The sequence below is a fragment of the Asticcacaulis machinosus genome (genome assembly GCF_028550435.1).
GTDB lineage: Bacteria > Pseudomonadota > Alphaproteobacteria > Caulobacterales > Caulobacteraceae > Asticcacaulis > Asticcacaulis machinosus.
This window is the reverse complement of the sequence record NZ_JAQQKV010000002.1, coordinates 860,356-877,253: the sequence shown is the minus strand read 5'-3', so window position 1 is coordinate 877,253 and position 16,898 is coordinate 860,356. Positions and strand designations below refer to the sequence as shown.

The window sequence follows — 16,898 nt, the reverse complement described above, 5'->3', positions numbered from 1 at the left end:
CCTAGTACGGCTATCTATACACGACTTTGGTAAATAACTTAATGGGTCGATTCAAACAACCAGACGCCACCGTCTTCGTTGCCAAACAGGATGCGCGCGGCATCACCGGATACCGCAAGAGCCGTAATGGGTGAGCCTTTTTCGCGCTGAATATATTCAATGCCGGTCGATTGCAGCTCAGCCACCCACACCCGGCCATCATCAAGCCCCGCCGCCAGCACTGTATCTTCTGGCGCACCGGCCACCACCGTGACCATCGACGATTCATCGGCGTTAATCTCAGACGCCTCTTCACCCATCGGCCCGTTGGCTTTCAGGAACGGCCATACCACCGCGCCATTGGCGCCGGACGTGGCCAAAAGCTTGCCCTTGGCGAAGAAGTCGATCGACTTGATCTTGGTCGGATAGCCGCCCATGCGCATGTCTTTGGAATCGGATAACCGCCAGCCGTGCAGGGCATTTTCCTGCATCGAGGTGACCACAAACTTACCATCAGGCGATATGGCAATGCCGGTATGCGATCCCGCCCATTTCAGCAGTTGCGGTTTTTGAGGGTGGATGCGCGAAAACCAGACATAGGCGCCGTTATAGGAGGCGCAATAAAGCTTGCGGCCCTTAGGGTCGAACACCAATCCTGAGACGCTGTTGGGGTGCTCGAAAATTTTGGACTCACCCTTTTTAGCGAGGTCATAGATATAGACCTTTTTGCCAGAGGCGGCCGCCAGAAGCATGGCCTCGGCATTCACAGCGACCGAGTCAAACCACGCGCCCTTTATGTTCAAAAGCTCAATCGGCTGGGAGTCCTTGGTCGTCCACACCACCCGCCCGTCATCGCCGCCGGTGACTATGCCCACACCGGTCGGATGGGCCACGGCGCACAAAATCCCGGCACCCGGGTGGGCGTCAAAGCTCATGTCGACATCGACAAACACCACTCGACCGTCGGACAGGGCGACAATCGCTTCATCGGCGGCATCGAACAGGGAGCTGACGACATAGGCGCCGTAGTCTTTTTGAACAGCAAAGGTCATTTTTATATTCCTCCTCCCCTGCGTGCGGGGGAGGTGTTGTCGAAAGCATGAGACAACGGAGGGGGCAACACCTTCCGTGACGCTGCCCCCTCCGTCTTGTTGCTAAAGCAAAAATCTACCTCCCCCGCAAGCCGGGGCGGCGGGTTTTAAACTTTGATACAGGCTTCGAAACCGGCGCGCAGGGCCACTTCATCGAGATGGCGGCCGATAAACACCGCGCGTGAGAAGCGGTTTTCGCTGTCTTTCCACGGCGCTTGCAGTTCGCCTTCGAGGATCATGTGCACCGCCTGAAACACCAGACGCTTATCTTCGCCGGCCACGTCGATAATGCCCTTGGCGCGCAGAATGTCAGGGCCTTTAGCGGCCAGAAGCTGATCGATCCATTTGGTAAAGCGCACGCCGTCCAGCGGTTTGTCCGACGACAGCGATACCGAGCGAATTTCATTGTCATGGATCGGATTAATGTGCCCATGATCATGAGCGTGACCGTGATCATGGTGGTGATGGTCATGGCCGCAGTGTTCGTCATGGACATGGCCAGCTTCACCGTGGGCCGGATTATGATCGTGATGGTGGTGACTATGATCGTAATGGTAATCATGGCCGCAATCATCGGCACAGTCCGGGCCGTGGTCGTCATGATTGGCGATGCCGTCCATCTTCGACAGGTCAAAGCGGTGTTGGTTCAGCAGGCTTTTGATATCGACACCCGAACGCTCAGCGCGTTGAATGGTCGCCAGCGGGTTCAGGCCGCGGATACGGGCCTCGACTTCATTCAGCTCCTCCGGCGTCACCAGATCGGTCTTATTGAGGATAACCTGATCGGCAAAGGCGATCTGTTCCTTAACCACCCGGTCGGCATCCAGCGCCGATTTGAAGTGCTTGGCATCAACCAGAGCGGTCACACTATCCAGATAGGTCTTGGCCTTAACGTCCTCGTCAACAAAAAAGGTTTGCGCCACCGGCCCCGGATCAGCCAAGCCCGTGGTCTCCACAATAATGGCATCAAACTTACCCTTACGGCGCATCAGCCCTTGCAGGATGCGGATCAGATCACCGCGCACCGTGCAGCAGACACAGCCGTTGTTCATTTCAAAGACTTCTTCGTCGGCCCCGACGATCAGGTCGTTGTCGATGCCGATTTCGCCGAATTCATTGACGATGACCGCGTATTTCTGACCGTGGTTTTCCGACAGGATGCGGTTGAGCAGCGTCGTCTTGCCCGCCCCCAGATAGCCGGTCAGAACCGTCACAGGGGTCTTTGAGGAAATGGATGCAGTATCGGCCATAAATGCGCCTTCACAGTAATATAGACAGGAGTTGGTGTTTAAGTATGCTTTTTAAGATCGAAATCAAGCGGCAAACATTGTCACGATCAGCGCCTGCACTATTTTTCGCTCATCCGTGCGCCAATAATGCAGATTTGCCGCGGCTTTGCGATTGACTCATCAATAATCGTCTGTATAAGTCCGCCCCTCACGCCCGACAGGCTTTTTGTCTGCTGGGTCACCCGTTTATGGCGCGGGCTTGAAGTCACCTTAATTCGGTAAATTCAGGGTCTGCGCATTAGTCTATATAGATAAGAGGCGCTTGACCATGTACGCGGTCATTAAAACTGGCGGTAAGCAATACCGCGTTTCAGCCGGCGACCTTCTGGTTGTTGAGAAGCTTGAAGGCGAAGCGGGCGCAGAAGTCCGTTTTGAAGAAATCCTGATGATCGGTGACGAAGCCGGTGCTGTGGTCGGCGCTCCGCTGGTTGACGGTGGTGCGGTCGTTGGCACTCTGGTCGAAACCCGTAAGGGCGACAAGGTCAAGATCTTCAAGAAGACCCGTCGTCAGGGCTATCGCCGCACTCGTGGCCACCGTCAGGTTGAAACCGTGATCCGCGTCACGGGCATCGATGGTGCCGGTAAGTCCGCTAAGTGGGACGGCACCGTCTCGCTGACCACCAAGGCCGAGCTTAATGCCCGCGCCCGCAATCTGGCTCCGCGTGACGTGGCTGCCGCTGTCGAGGCTCCTTCGGTTGCAGACGTAGCTGTGGCTGAAAAGCCCGCGAAAAAGGCTCCGGCCAAAAAGAAAGCCGACGCTTCGGACACCGAAGCTTAAGCGACAACCATTTTATTAGGAGGCCACCATGGCTCACAAAAAATCTGGCGGTTCGTCGCGTAACGGCCGCGATTCAGAATCCAAACGCCTAGGCGTCAAGAAGTACGGCTCCGAAGCTGTCCTCGCTGGCAACATTATCGTCCGTCAGCGCGGCACCAAGTTCTTCGCGGGTGAAAATGTCGGCATGGGCCGCGATCACACCCTTTTCGCTACGGCTCATGGCCAGGTGAAGTTCACCACCAAGCGCGATAACCGCTGTTATGTGTCGATCATTCCGGCAGCCCAGGCTGCTGAATAAGCCGATCGAAGACATGTTTCAGATCGCGCTTAACCCTTAAGCCCGATCTGAACTAAAGCGATAAGCGGGGAGTTCGGATCATACCGGCTCCCCTTTTTCTTTGCCCCGCGTTCAGTTTTCTAAGGACACACTCCGATGATCTCCAAGGATTTCGGGGGCAGAGATTTAAGTTTAACGCCCCCCATTTTGCATACACCCCTCCCGTCCGCGCGGGTTGAAAGCGCGCGGCTGGTTTTAAGCCCGCTGACCTTTTCCGATGTCACGGCCCTGACGCAGGTATTTGCCTCGGCTGAAACGGCGCGGATGACCCACGACATCCCGCATCCGTTCGAACTGGACGACGCCTTCGCGTTTCTCAGCATGGCCATGACCCAGCATTCGCGCCGTTTCCCCAAGTGGGGCATCCGGTTGGGCGGGAGACTGATTGGTGTCCTGCTGTTTTCCGAAACCGTAGGCCAGGACAGCTTTGGCCCGATGCTGAGTCTGTTTATTGCCCACCCTTACCAAAACCACGGTTATGGGACTGAGGCTGTGACAGCCGCGCTTGGCTGGCTGCGCACATATGGCGGCGCGAGAATCGTTCATGCGGCGCACTTTGCCGATAACGCGCCTTCCGCTCAGGTTCTGATCCGGTCAGGATTTCTCTACACAGGCCGTCGCACGCAGGAAACCTCCCTGATGCGTGATAGTGGCCATACGGCCCTGCACCTGATCAAAATCCTCTGAGAGTATAAGAGGCTCGCCCCTTATACTCTCAGAGACTATTTGATATTTTTTCCCTTTTAGTTCACATACCCCTCATGAAGTTCCTCGATCAGTGCAAAATTTTCATCCGTTCCGGTAACGGGGGCGCGGGTTCCGTGTCGTTCCGCCGTGAAAAGTTCATCCCGAATGGTGGCCCCGATGGCGGCGACGGCGGTAAGGGTGGCGACGTGTGGATCGAAGCGGTCGAAGGCCTGAACACCCTGATCGATTACCGCTATCAGCAGCATTTCAAAGCCAAGACCGGCACCCACGGTATGGGCCGCCAGATGCACGGCGCCAATGCCGAAGATATCGTCATGAAAGTCCCGGTCGGCACGCAGGTATTTGAAGAAGATCAGGAAACTCTGATCGTCGATCTGGATACAGCCGGTCAAACATACATGCTGGCCAAGGGTGGCAATGGCGGCTGGGGCAATACCCGCTTCAAGGGCCCGGTCAATCAGGCCCCGACCTTTGCCCTGCCCGGTCAGGACGGCGAGGAACGCTGGATCTGGCTGCGCCTGAAACTGATCGCCGATGCCGGGCTTCTGGGATTGCCCAACGCCGGTAAATCGACCTTTGTAGCGGCCTCTTCTGCGGCCAAGCCCAAAATCGCTGACTATCCGTTTACGACCCTGACGCCCAATCTGGGGGTGGTTGATCTGGGGCCGGAGCAACGCTTTGTGATCGCCGACATCCCAGGCCTGATCGAAGGCGCGTCTGATGGCGCGGGTCTGGGCACCCGTTTCCTCGGTCACGTTGAACGTACAAAGGTGCTGATCCATCTGGTGGACGGCACTCAGGAAGATCCGGTCACCGCCTATAAGGTTATCCGCAAGGAGCTTAAAAAATACGATCCGGACCTGGCTCTACGACCTGAAATCCTGGCGATCAATAAGGTTGACGCCATGGATGCCGACGCCCGCAAAGAGCTGACCAAAGCCCTGAAAAAAGCCGCCAAAAAGACACCTTATCTGATTTCAGGCGTGACCGGCGAAGGTGTACGCGAACTACTGTTTGTCGCGTTCGGTATCATCAGCGGTCAATCAACTGTGGCTGAGGACAGCGACGATACGCCGGAAGCCGCCCCCTACAGCCCGTGGGACAACTAGACGTGTTTTTTGGCCGCGCATTTATATCCCAAAACCGCCATGAAAGTGTTTTGGCACTTTTGGGAATGCGCTAACTCATGTGGTTCGCCGGTCCCGCCCCTCTTTATCATTCTGTGCGGCCCGGTGCGCTGCGTACCGGCCTGCATCTGGAGCGCGGCATGACGATCGGGCTGTTTGGCGGCTCATTCAATCCGGCCCACGAAGGCCACGCCCATGTCGCCAATACCGCGCGCATCGCCCTTGGGCTGGATAAGATCATCTGGCTGGTGTCGCCACAGAACCCTTTGAAATCAAATCATGAAACGGCACCTCTATCCGACCGGATCGACGCCATTCGCCCGTTTATCGGGCCGCGTGACATAATCTCTGATTTTGAAACCCGCATTAAGGCTAACTACACGCTCGACACCCTGCGCGCCCTCAAGGCCCGCTACCCCGGTGTGAATTTCGTCTGGATCATGGGTGGCGACAGTCTGGCCTCCTTCCATCGCTGGCGCGGCTGGACGCAGATCGCGCACATGATCCCGATGGCCATAGTGTCGCGGCCGGGCGCCTTGATGAACAGCCGTTTTTCACCGACTGCGCGCCGTTTTGCCCATGCCCGCGTCTCAGCGCAAGCTGCCAAAACCCTTGCCCATCAAAAGGTTCCGGCCTGGACCTATCTGACCGGCCCGCTCCATACCGCCTCATCGACCGCCCTGCGCAACCTTCGGCGCAAATCGGTCACCTAAATGTGGTCGCTCTTTCTGATCCATCAAATGATATCATTTGATGGGAAAACGCTCTAAAATTACCCACAGCCCCTAACCAACGTGGATGACCTTGGCGATTTAATGTGCTAAGGTCGACGTACTATCTGTAATCTAAGGAACCATGACACTGTCTCGTCAACCGGCCGCAACGGCCCCGTCCACCGCTCCATCCTCCGTGCATGATGCCGGTGAACCTGCCATCGATCTCAGTAGCCTGTCCCCGGCGGACGGCGAAGATTTGGCGCTTGAAACCCTAATCCTCAACCGTCTGGATGACGATAAGGCGCAGGATATCGTCTGCATCGACCTGCGCGGCAAATCATCCATGGCCGACACACTGATCATCGCATCGGGCCGCTCGCACCGCCACGTTGGCGCTCTGGCAGACCATGTGCTGCGCGCATTGAAGGATGCCGGTCACGGGAAGGCCAAGATCGAAGGCCTGCCGGCTTGCGACTGGGTATTGATCGATGTGGGTGATGTGGTCGTGCACCTGTTCCGCCCGGAAGTACGCGCCTTTTACAACATTGAGAAAATCTGGTCGGTTTCGGCGACCGGCACCGGCCATACGGTGTCCACAAACTAAGGTCACCCGCCTGTATGAAGCTAATTCTGGCGGCAGTCGGGCGCTTAGGCTCGACGCCTGAAAATACCCTTACCCGCGACTACCTTCAGCGCGCCTCCAATACGGGGCGCGCTTTAGGTTTGGGCCCTGCTGAACTGCTCGAAATCGAGACTAAGAAAACCAATAAAGCCCCCACTAAAGCCCAAGAGGCCGAAGCCATTCTGACAGCACTTGGCGAAGGCGTGGCGATTGTCGCTTGCGATGAGCGCGGGGAACTTCTGACCTCACGCCAGATCGCTGCCCGCATCGATAAATTCAAGGATCGCGGTGAACGTAAGATGGCCTTTGTCATCGGTGGCGCCGATGGCCTTGATCCGGAACTGGTCAAGGCCTCAGCCTTTACACTGGCCTTTGGCCCCCAGACATGGCCTCACGCTTTGGTACGCCTCATGCTGGCCGAACAGATGTACCGTGCGACCACCATACTTTCCGGGTCGCCATATCACCGCGACTAAACTTGACACGCGCCTCAGTTGTATACAGTATAATTATACAGACTGAGGGGGCTATCATGACATTAAAATGGTGCGCGCTGCTGGTGGCGTTGTGGGTGGCAGCGGGGGCGGCGACCGCTCAGGACAAACCTGATAATCCTGAAAATGTCACAACCGTGACGGTGACCGCCAATCTGCCGCCGGATCGGATGTCCAAGCCCCTGACGACCATAGTGGTCACTGAACCCGCCGATTTGCGGACATTGGCCGACAAGGCCGGATATGACGGGAAATCCCCTGCAAACTTCCTGTTCGTGGTCGAAAAACAGACGACCATCATGGGCAAACCCGGCGGCGGAACGGCGATCGATACCGGCGACTGGCCCGACACCGCTTATCTTGCGTTGGCCATCAACGGCAAGGTCTATGGTGGGGGCGGCAATGGTGGCGATGGCGGCCCTGTCCCCGGTGCAAAATCCGGCACGAAAGGCGGCGACGCCATCTATGTGCGTGCGCCCATCCTTATTGTAATCGCTGAAACCGGCACTGTTGAAGGCGGAGGCGGAGGGGGCGGTGGTGCTGAGGTCAGCGGCGGCTCGATTGGAGAGGGCCAGGGCGCGCCCGGAGGCGGAGGCGGAGGGGGCGGCTTTCCCAATGGTCAGTATGGCATTGGCGGCTCCGGTGGAAATGGCGGTGCCAATAATGGCCGGCCGGGTACGCTCCACAGCCCCGGCCGTGGCGGCAATAATCACTCAGTGACAGGATGGTACTGGAGTGGAAGCATCATACCACCCCCCATGTCCGGATCGGCAAGTACGATGGCCAATGCCACACCTGGCGGAAACGGCGGCAATGCGGGTCGCGACGGCGAACCCGGTCTGGGCGATCGCGGGCGCGGTGGTGGAGCGGGCGGCTATGCGGTTCGCGCCAATAACATTCCGGTCGAACTGATACTGTCGGGACGCATCAGAGGCGAAATCGGCTAACCTATTGAGAAGCGCGTCAAACCGGTTTACCCATAGGTAATGCGCAAACCACCCCGTCAGCTTAAACCCGCCAGTGTTGCGGCTTTGGTCGTGACGGGGTTGTTGTGCCTGACCGGGCCGGTGACCAGCCAATCCAAGCCCCCCCTGTCAAAACAGGCTCAGGCCGAACTGGACGCCATCGATGCACGCCTGACCGCTGCTGAACGCACCACCAACACGCGCCGCGCCTCGGCCCGTCAGATTGCGTCTGAGATAGAAAAACTGCGCGAGCAGATCGTCGCGATTTCCCGCCAGCAGGGCGCTTCCGAAAAACGCAGCGCTATCTACCGTGCTAAGCTTGAGACCCTCAATCAGATGGAAGCCGATCTGACCCGAAGATTAGGGGCCGTTCGCGCCAAACAATCGCGCCTGCTATCCGCCCTGCAGCTTTATTCACGCAATCCGCCACCGGCCATTTTCGTGTCCTCACGCCGCGCCAATGATGCCGTGGTCGCCGCCATCATCATGAAGGAAATCACGCCGGAGTTGAAACTGCGCGCCGCCAAGCTATCCGAACAGAACAAAACCCTGATCAACGTCAGACGCGCCGCCGCCCTGCAATCGGAAGCCCTGTTCGTGTCTGAGAGCGATGTATCGGAACAGCAGGCCAGGATCGAAGCGCTGATCGCGGAAAAATACGATCTGGAAGACCAGCTTTTGCGCGAAGCCGATGCGGCGGAACGTCAGGCCCTGGTGCTGAAAAGCCAGTCCGACCGCCTGCGCGGTAACCTGCCGCTCAAAGGCCTTCTTGGGGCTTCGAAAGATAACCGTCTCAAATCCCCGATCTTGGGTAAAAAAGTCGGTGACTATGGCGTCGAAGGCAGCCGCGGCCTGACCTTGGAATCGGCACCCGGCGCGCAAGTGACCGCCCCCGGCAATGGCACGGTAGAATATGCCGGGCCGCTCGATACCTATGGACAGGTGGTGATCGTGCGCACGGGTGCAGATGAGCGGATCGTGCTGACCGGTCTTGGTCGGGTCTATGTCGATGCGGGTCAGACCGTGATCGCCGGTGAACCGGTCGGGCGCATGCCCAATCTGTCGTCAAAAAAGACCGAACTTTATCTGGAACTGCGCCGTGGCGAAGTGCCGGTGAACCCCAATGCGCGCTTTGATCTGGCGGCATCTTAAGCGTTAACCGCCTGTTTGCCTCTGTTACGCCATAGTTGCATGTCTGGATAATTTCACGGTCACCCGCCTCGCCCCCTTGTAAATTATGGCAAGGCTCGTAACCTATGATGTTAGGCCAGTTGCGGCATATCTTTGTTTGGACAGCGTTTATGAAGAAGTTTTTGACGGGTGGCGTTGCGGCACTGGCCTTGGGGGTTGGGGCTATGGCCTATGCCAACCAGCCGGTGTTTTCGCCTAAATCCGACACCTATGAGATGCTGGAACTGTTTGGCGACGTCCTCGCTCTCGTTCAGCAGAACTATGTGGTCGAAACCGACGACAAAAAACTGATCGAAGCTGCGCTTGAGGGCATGCTGTCCTCGCTCGACCCCCATTCAAACTATCTGCCGGCCGAAGATTTCACCGATCTTAAGGAAAAAACCCGCGGCTCCTACGGTGGTCTGGGCCTTGAGGTGCAGTCCGAAGACGGTGCGGTCAAGGTCGTGACCCCTATGGACGACACGCCCGCCAGCAAGGCCGGGATCATGTCCGGCGACTATATCACCGCCATTAACGGCACCTCGATCCTGGGGCAGCGGCTCAATGACGCCGTCTCCCAGATGAAGGGTGAGCCTAAGACCGACATCACCATCACCATCGTCCGCGAAGGCCGCGATGAGCCGTTTGGTGTCACCCTGACGCGTGAGATCATCAACGTCAAATCGGTCAAGGCGCGCATGGAGGGTGATTTCGGCTACCTGCGCATCTCGTCCTTCAATGAAAACACCGCCAAGGAAGCCCGCGACGCCCTGACCGAGCTTAAGGCCAAGCATAAGCTCAAAGGTCTGGTGCTTGACCTGCGTAACAATCCGGGCGGTCTGCTCGATCAATCCGTAGGGGTGGCCGACATGTTCCTGGAGGGCGGCGAAGTCGTCTCCCAGCGCGGGCGCGACACCTCCGACATCGTGCGCTATCACGCCAAAAAGGGCGACATGATGAAGGGCCTGCCCATCGTCGTCCTGACCAATCCGGGCTCAGCCTCGGCGGCGGAAATCGTTGCCGGTGCCTTACAGGATCAGAAGCGCGCATCGATCGTAGGCCTTACCACCTTTGGCAAGGGATCAGTGCAGAGTGTTATGGACCTTGGCGAAGGCCGCGCCGTCAAACTGACCATCGCCCGCTATTACACCCCGTCTGGCCGTTCGATCCAGAAAACTGGTATTGAGCCGGATCTTGAGGTTGCGCAAACCAAGGAACAGGCCAAAATCATCGCCTCTTCGGCCTTCCAGTATTCCGAGGCCGCTTATAAAAACGCGCTCGATGCCGACGAAGGCAAGGCTCGTCGCGAAAAGCACGAGGTCTCCGAAGTGCCACCAGAGGATTATGATACCAAGGCCGGTGATTTCCAACTGGCGCGGGCGCTGGACGTGCTGGGCTACAACGGCGATGTCAAAATGGCCGCCGCTCATCCGCGCGGTAAGGCCTATGCCGCCGCCGCGGAAGCCAAGCCCGGTTCGCGCTTTGAAAAAAAGATGCAGGCCAAAACTGCCGCAACCAAGAGCGCCGCGACCAAGGATCCGGTCAAGGCTGAGCCCGCGCCTCCCGCAGCTCCGGCCAAACCTGCCGAGCCAGCCAAACCCGCCACGCCGAAACCCTGACAAATTTAACTTTCGTTAGTCTTTGTTAACTGTAAGTCGCGCATATTGGATCAATGATCTCATATGCGCGCTTGTTTTACGACGCGCTTTAAGGCTTGCGTCACATGTTCGCTAAATTCAAGGCCACGAGCGGAGCGGCAGGATCGGTGTTTGGTAAGACACCGAGAAAGCCCGGCCTTGACCTTAAAGCGAAGCTGGTTCCTATACTGACCACGCTCAATAAACCCTATGTCGCCCCTGCCCTCGCGCTTATGGTCTTTTTGGGGTTGGGTGCTACCTTTATCGCCCTGTCCTCAGACCCTGACGCCGGCTCACCCAGTATCCGCGTCAAAATGCCGAAAGAAAAACCGGCCACCACAGCGGCGCACCTTACAGATACACCGGTGGCACCCTCAGGCGCCGACGCCTTTACCATCGACTCTCTGGGTTTATTTTCCGACGCACCGGTAAGCGTATTGGATGCCAATGGTCAGCCGGTTGATAACCGCGCCGTCATTACTTTGCCCGGCAGTGATGGCGGCACGGTTAATGCGCCAAAACTGAGCGCCCAGCCCCTGCCGCCCGCCCCGATTGCAGGTTTGTCACAACCATCACCGCAAGGCCCGCTGCCAGCCATCGGGCCGAATGGTCAGACTCCGGCGCAAGGATATGCCCGCCCGTTCCGCAGCGATGGCCGCCCGATGGTCGCCCTGATCGTCGGCGGTTTAGGTATCAATCCCGCCACCACCAAGGCCGCCATTGAACAATTGCCAGCCGATGTGACCTTAAGCTTCGTGCCCTATGCCGATAATCTTCAGACCTGGATTGATCTGGCGCGCGCGCAGGGCCACGAAGTCCTGATCGAAGTGCCGATGCAGCCGGTCAACTATCCTGACAATGACACCGGCCCGGACACCCTTTTGATCAATGCCCGCGCCGATGATCTTAATCTGCGCCTTAATAAGGTGCTGGGACGCGCTACCGGTTATTTTGGCATCACAAACTATCAGGGCAGCGCTTTCCTGAAAGACCGCACCGGTGTTGGTGCCCTGACCGGCAGTCTGCGGGCGCGGGGCCTTGCCTTCATTGATGACGGACAGGGCCGGGCCATTGACGGTGCCGCCGCCACCATGCCACGCGCCAGTGCCGACCGCATCATCGATCAATCCCTGACCGCCGCGGCTATTCAGGCGCAACTGGCAGGGTTAGAAACCGCCGCCAAAAGCCGCGGGCAGGCCTTGGGCACCGGCTTTGCCTATCCGGTGACGGTCGCGACGGCGATTAAGTGGACGCAAACGCTCAATCAAAAAGGGCTGCAACTGGCGCCCGCTTCGGCTATAACGCGCCGATGACTGATGACACTCTGAAAGCTTACCGCCCCAATGTCGGCATTGTGGTGGTCAATCGTGACGGCAAGGTATGGCTTGGCCATCGCTTTGGTATGACCGGCGCTTACGTCTGGCAATTCCCGCAAGGGGGTGTTGACGACGGCGAAGCGCTGGAGCCTGCCGCCAAACGTGAGCTTTATGAAGAAACCGGTATGACTTCGGTCGAACTGATCGGGCGCACTCAGGATTGGGTTATCTATGACTTCCCGCCCGAAGTGCTGGCGCAGAAAAAGATCGGCCGCAATTTTAAAGGCCAAAAGCAAATCTGGTTTGCCTATCGGTTCTTAGGCGACGACGCCGAGATCAACCTGCAAGCCCACGGTGAGCAGGAGTTTGAAGCCTGGGAATGGTGCGATCTCGATAAGGTCATGGACCGGGTCGTCTCGTTTAAGCGCGAGTCCTACCGCGCCGTGATCGACACGTTTAAGCCGCTGATTACCGGCTAAATTCGAGTATGACTGGATAATCCGGCAGGTCGATGGTCACCTGGCCCTCACCGCCATAGCTCTTGACGGGCTGATCGCTAACAAGCGGATCATAGAGTGCGCGGGCCTCGGCCCCGTTGGGTAGTTTGACTGTCAGCGGCACCGGGGGGTTGTCCTTACGCTTGCCCACCTCGCGCACCCAGATCTGAGTCTCGCGCCAGATCGCCAGTTGTGTCACCCCATCCGCCTTATCCAGCGCCAGCGTAAACGTCCCTTCCGGCAGGGTCAGGCCGACCTCCAGCGAGCGCGGAGTAAACGTTTTTGCGCCCTCACCTTTATCCTCAATGATACGGATCAGGTTGCGCACGGCGGTGGCCGCCGGTTTAGGCTTATAGTGGTAATCAAACAGGCCAAAGTGCATCTCCCGATGCGGCTCCAGCTTCTGATCCAGCAACTCATAAAGATATATGCTGGATGCTCCCAAATGATAGGCATCAAAAATGCCCATCAGTACACCCTTAGCCTGAGTACGTTCATCGACCCCAATCACCAGCCAGTCGATTTCCGGGTAGGTCGCATAGCCAAACTCCGTCACCACCCACGGCTTAAGGCCACTCAGGCCACGGTGAGCCCCCTCGAAATGCGGGCGGGGCGGATTGCCGTTCTGGGCATAGACATGTTTGTTGGCATAATCGCCGCGCGGCCCCAAAGCCTGCGGAACCGCTGCCCCGGTCAGGTCATATATAGGGAGATGTTTCATACGCTTACGCTCACGGATCAGGCGCACCGTTTCCAGATGGGCGGCAATCGATGACGCCTCAGTGCGCTGATCGCCATAGGTCACCGGCGCATGATCGATTTCGTTAAAACCTTCGATCGCGACCACCCCGCCGGGATAGGCCCATTCGAGATTATCGATCAGATCAACCGGGATTTTCGGGTCATAATTAGCCCCCGGCCCTTGCCCAAAGACCAGAATATTGAACTTCACCCCCTGTTTCATCAGGTCGGTATAGGTGTTTACCCCCGTGCTGCCGCCGACCCACGGGAACGGCGAGGAGTCGCGGATCAGCTTGATGCCGAGATAATCGAGCGCCTTATAGACCTCATCCGGCGCGCGGTATGATCCGTCAGTATAGTTGACATGGGTATTGATACCAATAGTTGAGCGCACGTCGTGCGCCCGCAAAGGGGTAAGGGTTTCTGCGCAGACCGGGACGGCGAAAGTGGCCATTAACGCGCACAACAGGCTTTGGATCAGTTTCATGGTATCGGCCTTGTGCAGATTATACCCGCACGCAACCTGCCATAAAAAAAGCCCCGCTGAAAGCGAGGCTTTGATCGATTGCGAATACCGGCAGGATTAGTGCACGGTCTCGACATATTCTTCGGCATGTTCAGCCAGAATGGTCATGCCCGAAGCGTTCACATCGGCAAAGCCGCCACGGACGTTGAACACACGACGTTTATCACCATCAAGGATCACAACAGCGCCTTCGGCCAGTGTGGTCATGAACGGCGCGTGGTTAACCAGCACACCGAATTCACCTTCGGTGCCGGGGGCAATAACCTGATCGACATCACCGGAAAAGAGTTCCTTTTCCGGGGTCACCAGCGAAACGTGAAGTTTGTCAGCCATATTTGCTGCCTTACTTTCCTGATCGAGATTTGCTGAGCAAATCTCTCACTCAAAATGTGAAAATTTTCGCAGGGCCGCCCCTAGAAAATTTTCCCGATATTGTCCCACATCAAAGTACACCGAGCCCGTCAGGGCTCGGGACTTTTATGTGATTGGCTTAGGCCTCGCCCGCCAGACGCTCAGCCTTAGCGATGGCGTCTTCGATGGTGCCGACCATGTAGAAGGCGGCTTCCGGCAAGTGATCGTAATCACCGTTGCAGATGCCTTTGAAGCCCTTGATGGTGTCTTCGATGGTCATCAGAACGCCCGGCGTGCCGGTAAAGATTTCGGCCACGTGGAACGGCTGCGACATGAAGCGCTGGATCTTACGGGCGCGGGCCACGATCGCCTTATCTTCTTCGGACAGTTCGTCCATGCCGAGGATGGCGATGATGTCCTTAAGCGCCTTATATTGCTGCAGGATTTCCTGAACGCGGGTGGCAGTCGAGTAGTGCTCTTCGCCAACCACACGCGGATCAAGAATACGCGAGGTCGAATCGAGCGGGTCCACAGCCGGATAGATGCCTTGCTCGGCGATCGAGCGTGACAGAACGGTCGTCGCGTCCAGGTGAGCGAACGAAGCGGCCGGTGCCGGGTCGGTCAAGTCATCGGCGGGGACGTACACGGCCTGAACCGAGGTGATCGAGCCCTTGTTGGTCGAGGTGATGCGTTCCTGCAGCTTACCCATTTCCGTCGCCAGCGTTGGCTGATAGCCCACGGCCGACGGGATACGGCCCAGCAGCGCCGACACTTCGGAACCGGCTTGCGTAAAGCGGAAGATATTGTCGACGAAGAACAGAACGTCCTTGCCTTCGACGTCACGGAAATATTCAGCCTGAGCCAGACCGGTCAGGGCGACGCGGGCGCGCGCACCCGGAGGCTCGTTCATCTGACCATAAACCAGCGAACAACGCGAGGTGCCGCCACCGCCGTGTTCGTTCACCTTGGATTCGATCATTTCGTGGTACAGGTCGTTACCTTCGCGGGTACGCTCACCCACACCGGCGAACACCGAATAACCACCGTAGGCCTTGGCAATGTTGTTGATCAGCTCCTGGATCGTCACGGTCTTGCCGACGCCGGCGCCGCCGAACAGGCCGATCTTACCACCCTTGGCGTAAGGACAGATCAGGTCGATAACCTTGATGCCCGTGACCAGCAGTTCTGCCGAAGTCGCCTGATCGGCAAAGGCCGGGGCGTCAGCGTGGATCGGGTTGAAGAATTTGGTCTCAATCGGGCCGGCTTCGTCGATCGGCTCACCGATCACGTTCATGATGCGGCCGAGGGTCGCCGGGCCCACCGGAACGGTGATCGGCGCGCCCAGATCGGCGACTTCCTGACCGCGCACCAGACCTTCGGTCGAGTCCATCGAAATGGCGCGGACGGTGTTTTCACCCAGATGCTGAGCGACTTCGAACACCAGCCGCGTGCCGGAGGCGGCATTGGTGGTTTCCAGCGCGTTCAGAATGGCGGGCAGGTTGCCATCGGGAAATTCGACGTCGACGACGGCGCCGATGATCTGGGTAAGGCGGCCTTTATTAGCCGTAATCTTTTGATGGGCGGACATAGTTTTGATCCTATATGGCTTCAGCGCCAGCGATGATCTCGATCAGTTCGGTCGTGATCTGGGCCTGACGTTTACGGTTATATTTCAAGTTCATCGCTTTGATCATTTCGCCCGCGTTGCGCGTAGCGTTATCCATCGCGCTCATCTGGGCGGCGTAGAAGCCAGCGGTGTTTTCCAGCAGGCTGGACAGGATCTGCACCGTCAGATTGCGCGGCAGCAGGGTTTCCAAAATCTCTTCTTCCGACGGCTCATATTGGTAAACCGCGTCCGAACCGGTTGAGGGCTCTTCCACGGCATCTATCTGGGCCGGGATCAGTTGCTTGGGCGTCGGCACCTGCGAGATGACCGATTTAAAGCGTGAGTAGAACAGGGTCACAACATCGGCGCGACCGTCATTGAATTCAGCGACCGCCGCATCGGCGATCGGCTGCACGGCGTCCAGCGTCAGGACTTTGTGTGCCGACATGTCAAATGTCGCAATGATGCGATCAGCATATTGACGCTTAAGCTGGTCATTGCCCTTACGGCCAACGGTGATGATCTTCACACCCTTGCCGTCGGCGATCAGGCCATTGATGTAGTCGCGGGCCGCACGCACGATCTGGGAGTTAAAGCCGCCGCACAGACCGCGATCGGAGGTCGATACGATTACCAGATGATTTTGCGTAGAGCCGTTGCCACCCAGTAACACAGGCGCACCGTCGCCGGACACGCCCTTAGCCAGATTGGCAATCACAGCGGCCATACGCGCAGCATAGGGGCGGGCGTTTTCCGCCGCATCCTGAGCGCGCTTAAGCTTCGCCGCCGCCACCATCTGCATGGCTTTGGTGATCTTCTGCGTGGCTTTCACGCTGGCGATCTGGTTGCGCATGTCCTTAAGACTTGCCATCAATCTCTCCTCAAAACAAAATCAGGATTTTGCTTTGGTTCAATAAAGACAATTCGAGGCTAGAGACGGCTCGTCGC

Annotated in this window: 18 protein-coding genes; 12 read left to right on the top strand and 6 right to left on the bottom strand. The window is 57.7% G+C overall.

Going from position 1 to position 16,898, the window contains the following annotated elements; all coding sequences use genetic code 11:
- Window positions 1-38: 38 nt before the first annotated feature.
- Both PQU98_RS12435 and PQU98_RS12430 read right to left on the bottom strand, forming a co-directional pair.
- Complete coding sequence (locus PQU98_RS12435; protein ID WP_272745259.1) at window positions 39-1,031, bottom strand: WD40 repeat domain-containing protein; 993 nt, start codon at window positions 1,029-1,031, stop codon at window positions 39-41.
- A gap of 146 nt (window positions 1,032-1,177) precedes the next feature.
- Window positions 1,178-2,320 (bottom strand): CobW family GTP-binding protein, encoded by a 1,143-nt coding sequence (locus PQU98_RS12430; protein ID WP_272745258.1) that lies wholly within the window; start codon window positions 2,318-2,320, stop codon window positions 1,178-1,180.
- A 307-nt stretch (window positions 2,321-2,627) separates the two neighbouring features.
- Here PQU98_RS12430 and rplU point away from each other — a divergent pair, with 307 nt between their 5' ends.
- The 12 genes from rplU (at window position 2,628) to PQU98_RS12370 (ending at window position 12,708) form a co-directional block, all read left to right on the top strand.
- Window positions 2,628-3,137, top strand: coding sequence for a 50S ribosomal protein L21 (gene rplU, locus PQU98_RS12425; protein ID WP_272745257.1), 510 nt, complete (start codon window positions 2,628-2,630; stop codon window positions 3,135-3,137).
- Between the two features lie 28 nt (window positions 3,138-3,165).
- Entirely contained in the window at window positions 3,166-3,435 is a 270-nt protein-coding gene (gene rpmA, locus PQU98_RS12420; RefSeq protein ID WP_272745256.1) for a 50S ribosomal protein L27, read from the top strand.
- Between the two features lie 186 nt (window positions 3,436-3,621).
- The gene (locus PQU98_RS12415; RefSeq protein WP_272745255.1) at window positions 3,622-4,161 is read left to right on the top strand and encodes a GNAT family N-acetyltransferase; all 540 of its coding nucleotides are present in this window, start codon (window positions 3,622-3,624) and stop codon (window positions 4,159-4,161) included.
- A 74-nt stretch (window positions 4,162-4,235) separates the two neighbouring features.
- The gene (gene obgE / locus PQU98_RS12410) at window positions 4,236-5,291 is read left to right on the top strand and encodes a GTPase ObgE (protein WP_272745254.1); all 1,056 of its coding nucleotides are present in this window, start codon (window positions 4,236-4,238) and stop codon (window positions 5,289-5,291) included.
- Between the two features lie 77 nt (window positions 5,292-5,368).
- Window positions 5,369-6,022, top strand: a complete 654-nt coding sequence (locus PQU98_RS12405) for a nicotinate-nucleotide adenylyltransferase (protein ID WP_272745253.1) — start codon at window positions 5,369-5,371, stop codon at window positions 6,020-6,022.
- A 142-nt stretch (window positions 6,023-6,164) separates the two neighbouring features.
- Window positions 6,165-6,629: a ribosome silencing factor gene (gene rsfS, locus PQU98_RS12400; protein ID WP_272745252.1), complete on the top strand. Its 465-nt coding sequence runs from the start codon at window positions 6,165-6,167 to the stop codon at window positions 6,627-6,629.
- Window positions 6,630-6,643: 14 nt separating this feature from the next.
- Window positions 6,644-7,123 (top strand): 23S rRNA (pseudouridine(1915)-N(3))-methyltransferase RlmH, encoded by a 480-nt coding sequence (gene rlmH, locus PQU98_RS12395; protein ID WP_272745251.1) that lies wholly within the window; start codon window positions 6,644-6,646, stop codon window positions 7,121-7,123.
- A 56-nt stretch (window positions 7,124-7,179) separates the two neighbouring features.
- Window positions 7,180-8,088 (top strand): hypothetical protein, encoded by a 909-nt coding sequence (locus tag PQU98_RS12390; protein ID WP_272745250.1) that lies wholly within the window; start codon window positions 7,180-7,182, stop codon window positions 8,086-8,088.
- A gap of 39 nt (window positions 8,089-8,127) precedes the next feature.
- Window positions 8,128-9,258 (top strand): murein hydrolase activator EnvC family protein, encoded by a 1,131-nt coding sequence (locus PQU98_RS12385; RefSeq protein ID WP_272745249.1) that lies wholly within the window; start codon window positions 8,128-8,130, stop codon window positions 9,256-9,258.
- A 149-nt stretch (window positions 9,259-9,407) separates the two neighbouring features.
- Window positions 9,408-10,895, top strand: a complete 1,488-nt coding sequence (locus PQU98_RS12380) for a S41 family peptidase (RefSeq protein WP_272745248.1) — start codon at window positions 9,408-9,410, stop codon at window positions 10,893-10,895.
- 104 nt (window positions 10,896-10,999) lie between these two features.
- Window positions 11,000-12,226 (top strand): divergent polysaccharide deacetylase family protein, encoded by a 1,227-nt coding sequence (locus PQU98_RS12375; RefSeq protein WP_272745247.1) that lies wholly within the window; start codon window positions 11,000-11,002, stop codon window positions 12,224-12,226.
- Window positions 12,223-12,708 (top strand): RNA pyrophosphohydrolase, encoded by a 486-nt coding sequence (locus tag PQU98_RS12370; protein WP_272745246.1) that lies wholly within the window; start codon window positions 12,223-12,225, stop codon window positions 12,706-12,708. The genes PQU98_RS12375 and PQU98_RS12370 overlap by 4 nt, the downstream gene beginning before the upstream one ends.
- Here PQU98_RS12370 and PQU98_RS12365 read toward each other — a convergent pair.
- From PQU98_RS12365 to PQU98_RS12350, 4 genes are all read right to left on the bottom strand, one after another.
- Window positions 12,698-13,954: a hypothetical protein gene (locus PQU98_RS12365; protein ID WP_272745245.1), complete on the bottom strand. Its 1,257-nt coding sequence runs from the start codon at window positions 13,952-13,954 to the stop codon at window positions 12,698-12,700. The genes PQU98_RS12370 and PQU98_RS12365 overlap by 11 nt on opposite strands.
- 96 nt (window positions 13,955-14,050) lie before the next feature.
- Window positions 14,051-14,326 carry an ATP synthase F1 subunit epsilon gene (locus tag PQU98_RS12360; protein WP_272745244.1) on the bottom strand — a complete coding sequence of 92 codons (276 nt, stop codon included), beginning with the start codon at window positions 14,324-14,326 and terminating at the stop codon, window positions 14,051-14,053.
- Between the two features lie 157 nt (window positions 14,327-14,483).
- Window positions 14,484-15,932 (bottom strand): F0F1 ATP synthase subunit beta, encoded by a 1,449-nt coding sequence (gene atpD / locus PQU98_RS12355; protein WP_272745243.1) that lies wholly within the window; start codon window positions 15,930-15,932, stop codon window positions 14,484-14,486.
- Window positions 15,933-15,942: 10 nt separating this feature from the next.
- Window positions 15,943-16,821, bottom strand: a complete 879-nt coding sequence (locus PQU98_RS12350; protein WP_272745242.1) for a F0F1 ATP synthase subunit gamma — start codon at window positions 16,819-16,821, stop codon at window positions 15,943-15,945.
- Window positions 16,822-16,898 lie beyond the last annotated feature (77 nt).